Below are 4,539 nucleotides of genomic sequence, written 5' to 3'. Positions count from 1 at the left end.
AAGCAGCCGTTCCCTGGCAATATTTCAGTTTCATTTCCAGCCCGTCCCCATTGCCCCATGCTGGATAAACAGTAGCGAATATTTTGTCCCCCCGCCAGTTCACTGTTTGAGATTCGAAGCCGCCTATACTGACCAATCGCTTGGTCCATACAGTTCAGCCTTTTCACACGGCAGCAACGGCCTGCCGGTATAGTTCCGCCGTTTGGCTGTCGAAGTTGACCGTCCATTCTCACATCCGAAACACGCCAAAGCGCGTGTCCTCGATTTCGGCGTTGAGCGCGGCCGACAGGCTGAGCGCCAGCACGTCGCGCGTCTTTGCAGGATCGATGATACCGTCGTCCCAGAGGCGTGCGGACGAATAGAGCGGATGGCCCTCATGCTCGTATTTCATCAGGATAGGCTTCTTGAATTTCGCCTCTTCCTCGGCGCTCCATTCTCCGCCCTTGCGCTCGATGCCTTCGCGTTTGACCATGGCAAGCACCGTTGCCGCCTGTTCGCCGCCCATCACCGAGATGCGGGCGTTCGGCCACATCCACAGGAAGCGCGGTGAATAGGCGCGGCCGCACATGCCGTAATTGCCGGCGCCGAACGAACCGCCGATGATGACAGTCACCTTCGGCACCCTGGCGGTGGCAACCGCCATCACCAGCTTGGCGCCATCCTTGGCGATGCCGCCTGCTTCATATTTTCGACCGACCATGAAGCCGGTGATGTTCTGCAGGAAGACCAATGGAATTTTGCGCTGGCAGCACAGTTCGATGAAGTGCGCGCCCTTCAGCGCGCTTTCGGAAAACAGCACGCCGTTGTTGGCGATGATGCCGACCGGCACGCCATGGAGATGGGCAAAGCCGGTGATCAGCGTGGTGCCGTAATTCTGCTTGAACTCGTCGAATTCGGAACCGTCGACGACGCGCGCGATGACCTCGCGCGCGTCATAGGGCTGGCGCAGGTCGGTCGGCACGATGCCATAAAGTTCATCCGCCGGATGAAGCGGCGGAATCGCTCTCCTAGAGTTCAGGCTTACAGTCTTGTTCCGATTCAGGTTCTTGACGATGCGCCGGCAGATGGCGAGGGCATGGTCGTCGTCCAGCGCATAGTGGTCGGCAACACCGGAAAGCCTGGTGTGCACATCCGCACCGCCGAGATCCTCGGCACTGACATCCTCGCCCGTCGCCGCCTTCACCAGCGGCGGGCCGCCGAGGAAGATGGTTGCCTGATTGCGCACCATGATCGTCTCGTCGGACATTGCCGGCACATAGGCGCCGCCCGCCGTGCACGAACCCATGACGCAGGCGATCTGCGGAATGCCTGATGCCGACATGTTGGCCTGGTTGTAGAAGATGCGGCCGAAATGCTCGCGGTCGGGAAACACCTCCTCCTGGTTGGGCAGATTGGCGCCGCCGCTGTCGACGAGGTAGATGCAGGGAAGATTGTTCTGCAGTGCGATCTCCTGCGCCCGCAAATGCTTCTTCACGGTCAGCGGATAATAGGTGCCGCCCTTCACGGTGGCGTCGTTGACGACGACCATCACCTCGGTGCCTTCGACGCGGCCGATGCCGGCGATCATGCCGGCCGAAGAGATCTCCTCGCCATACATCGACCATGCCGCGAACTGGCCGATCTCGAGGAAGGGTGAGCCGACATCCAGCAATTGCGCAAGGCGCTCGCGCGGCAGAAGCTTGCCGCGCGAGACATGGCGCTCACGCGCTTCCTCCGAACCGCCGAGCTCGACGGTGGCGGCCTTTTCCGCAATGTCGGCGACCAGCGCCCGCATGCGCTCGGCGTTGGCACGGAAGGTTTCGGAGGAGGGGGAGATCTGGGTTTGCAACGTGGCCATACCTACACCCCCTCCGCCATGATCTCGCGGCCGATCAGCCAGCGGCGGATTTCGCTGGTGCCGGCGCCGATCTCGTAGAGCTTGGCATCGCGCAACAGGCGGCCGGTTGGATAGTCGTTGATGTAGCCGTTGCCGCCAAGCAGCTGGATGGCGTCGAGCGCCATCAGCGTCGCCTTCTCGGCGGCAAACAGCACGCAGCCGGCGGCATCCTTGCGCGTCGTCTGGCCACGATCGCAGGCGGCGGCGACGGCATAGACATAGGCGCGCGCGGCATTCAGCGTCGTGTACATGTCGGCCAGCTTGCCCTGCACCAGTTGGAACTCGCCGATCGCCTGTCCGAACTGCTTGCGCTCATGCACATAGGGGATTGCCACGTCGAGGCACGCCGCCATCAGGCCGATCGGGCCGCCGGCAAGCACCGTGCGCTCATAGTCTAGGCCAGACATCAGCACTTCGACGCCGCGCCCTTCCTCATGCAGCACGTTGTCGAAGGGCACCTCGACATCCCTAAACACCAGCTCGCCGGTGTTGGAGCCGCGCATGCCGAGCTTGTCGAGCTTTTGCGCCACGGAAAATCCGGCAAAAGCCTTCTCGACGATGAAGGCGGTGATGCCGCGCGATTTCTGGTCCGGATCCGTCTTGGCATAGACCACCAGCGTCTCGGCGTCCGGCCCGTTGGTGATCCACATCTTGGTGCCGTTGAGCACGTAGCGGTCATTGCGCTTTTCGGCGCGCAGCTTCAGCGAGACGACGTCCGAGCCGGCGCCGGATTCCGACATCGCCAGCGCGCCGACTCGCTCGCCCGAGCACAGCGGCGGCAGGTATTTTTCCTTCTGCGCCTGCGTCGCCCAGCGGTTGATCTGGTTGACGCAGAGGTTGGAATGGGCACCGTAGGAGAGGCCGACCGAGGCCGAAGCGCGCGAAATCTCCTCGACGGCGATCACATGGGCGAGATAGCCCATGCCGCTGCCGCCGAAATCGGGGTCGGCGGTGATGCCGAGCAGGCCGAGCGCACCGAATTCGCCCCACAGATGCGCCGGGAATTCGTTCGAGCGATCGATGTCGGCGGCGATCGGCGCGATCCGGTCCTGGGCAAAGCGCCGCACCATGTCGCGCAGCGCCTCGATCTCTTCGTCATGCCCGAAGCTGAGCGTGTTGGTGTACATTTTTCTCCTCCCTGCGCATGACCTCGAAAATCGACTTTGATTTCGGAAAGGGATCATGCGCGAATCAAAATGCTGCAGCGTCCTTTGCGCGTCCGAAGGGACGCGCGGCGCCGTAGGCGTCGATCTTCGCGCCGACGAGCCGCATTGTCATTGAAAGATATGTTGTGGTCACTTCAGCGATCGACAGCCGTTCGCCCGGCCGAAACCAGACGATGACGCCGGTCATCATCTGGATCAGCGCCATGGCGGTCAGCCCGGTGTCGTCGATGCTGAAGGTGCCCGTCTCGGCGCCGTCGCGCAGGATGGTGCGCAGCTCCTTCTCGTAGGCAGTGCGCATGCGCAGGATCTGCGTCAGCCTTTCCGGCGACAGGCTGCGCAATTCCATGTTCGACACATGCGTGGCGTGCCGTCGCTCGATGTGGAAAGTGATGTGGTTTTCGACATAGGCCGAAAGCCGCTGCACGGGATCCGCATTAACCGGGCGAGCTGTTTCCCACGCTTCGGTCAAACCTTCCATGTGCTCGCGCATCAGCGTGAACAGAAGCTCTTCCTTGGTCGGAAAGTAGCGGTAGAGTGCGGCCGCCTGTACGCCGACCTCGGCGGCGAGCTGTCGCATCGACATCGCCTCGTAGCCAAAACGCGCGATCAGATTGACCGCCGCCTCACGAATGGTCGCTTCGGTCTTTTCGCCATCAGACCCGGCGGTGCGTGCCATGTCAGCTCCTCTGCGGAGCAATAATAAAACGAACGTTTAATTAATTCAAGGCGCTCAATCCAAATCCGCCTTCATGCCACGATTCTGAACCCAACAGAGGCGTTGTCTGCCTCCAACTCCTCGACGTCGACCTTGGAAACCAAAGCCCCGGCCGGCCCTTTCCAGAGGCGCTCGATCATTGTCGAGACCTCCTCATCGAGGCCTGCGATCTCGGCCGTTACGGACCCGTCCGCTTCATTGCAAACCCAGCCCGCAAGACCAAGGCCCGTGGCCTCATCCCGGGCCCAGGCTCTGAAGCCGACGCCTTGCACGTTACCGTAGACGCGTGCGTGCACTTTCCTGCGATGACCAGCCATGAATCTCTCCAAGCCTGTCTCGTTTTGAATCTGGCGCACGGCCTGAGGAATGCAACCTGCGCGCGGACGCAATAGCTGGGCCTTCCGGCTTTAGCTGGCCTTCTGGCCTTGAATTTAATTGACTCAGTCCACTAATTTAGGAAAATGGAACTGCTTTATTAGGAGCTGGCCGCAAATGTTGGACGAACGCAACGCATTGGTGGCCGATGTCCGGCGCTTCAATCGCTTCTACACGCGCACTGTCGGCCTTCTCGACGAGACGCTGACACAAAGTGCATTCACTTTGACCGAGGCGCGCGTGCTGTTCGAACTGGGTCACCGCAGCAACCCGGCTTCCGCCGAAATCGCCGGCGAGCGAGGTTTCCTGGTTGGGGCTTTTCGGCTCGAGAATGGCCCGGCGGCCTCCGAAATATCGAGACAATTGCGTGTCGATGCCGCCTATCTGACGCGGATCCTGCGCAAGTT

At 61.4% G+C, this 4,539-nt stretch carries 4 protein-coding genes and 1 pseudogene; 1 reads left to right on the top strand and 4 read right to left on the bottom strand.

From position 1 onward, the window contains the following. Window positions 1–229: 229 nt before the first annotated feature. The 4 genes from EN879_RS25245 to EN879_RS25230 all read right to left on the bottom strand — a co-directional run bounded on the left by EN879_RS25245 (window position 230) and on the right by EN879_RS25230 (window position 4,074). Window positions 230–1,837 carry a carboxyl transferase domain-containing protein gene (locus tag EN879_RS25245; RefSeq protein ID WP_013532608.1) on the bottom strand — a complete coding sequence of 536 codons (1,608 nt, stop codon included), beginning with the start codon at window positions 1,835–1,837 and terminating at the stop codon, window positions 230–232. Between the two features lie 2 nt (window positions 1,838–1,839). Next, window positions 1,840–3,003 (bottom strand): isovaleryl-CoA dehydrogenase, encoded by a 1,164-nt coding sequence (locus tag EN879_RS25240; RefSeq protein ID WP_013532607.1) that lies wholly within the window; start codon window positions 3,001–3,003, stop codon window positions 1,840–1,842. A 64-nt stretch (window positions 3,004–3,067) separates the two neighbouring features. Further along, window positions 3,068–3,718 (bottom strand): TetR/AcrR family transcriptional regulator, encoded by a 651-nt coding sequence (locus EN879_RS25235; RefSeq protein WP_013532606.1) that lies wholly within the window; start codon window positions 3,716–3,718, stop codon window positions 3,068–3,070. A 71-nt stretch (window positions 3,719–3,789) separates the two neighbouring features. After that, the gene (locus EN879_RS25230) at window positions 3,790–4,074 is read right to left on the bottom strand and encodes an acylphosphatase (protein ID WP_013532605.1); all 285 of its coding nucleotides are present in this window, start codon (window positions 4,072–4,074) and stop codon (window positions 3,790–3,792) included. Window positions 4,075–4,249: 175 nt separating this feature from the next. On the opposite strand from EN879_RS25230, the pseudogene EN879_RS25225 reads away from it, so the two are divergent. Continuing rightward, window positions 4,250–4,539: pseudogene (locus tag EN879_RS25225) on the top strand (MarR family transcriptional regulator); the annotation flags it as partial.

The organism is Mesorhizobium sp. M7A.F.Ca.AU.002.02.1.1, from assembly GCF_003998535.1.
Taxonomy (GTDB): domain Bacteria; phylum Pseudomonadota; class Alphaproteobacteria; order Rhizobiales; family Rhizobiaceae; genus Mesorhizobium; species Mesorhizobium ciceri.
Note: the sequence above shows the minus strand (reverse complement) of the source record. Positions and strands in the feature narration are given on the sequence as shown.

Bases quoted from the DNA above. Each gene is read 5' to 3' on its own strand.
- EN879_RS25245 (WP_013532608.1), bottom strand. From the start codon at position 1,837: ATGGCCACGTTGCAAACCCAGATCTCCCCCTCCTCCGAAACCTTCCGT.
- EN879_RS25240 (WP_013532607.1), bottom strand. From the start codon at position 3,003: ATGTACACCAACACGCTCAGCTTCGGGCATGACGAAGAGATCGAGGCG.
- EN879_RS25235 (WP_013532606.1), bottom strand. From the start codon at position 3,718: ATGGCACGCACCGCCGGGTCTGATGGCGAAAAGACCGAAGCGACCATT.
- EN879_RS25230 (WP_013532605.1), bottom strand. From the start codon at position 4,074: ATGGCTGGTCATCGCAGGAAAGTGCACGCACGCGTCTACGGTAACGTG.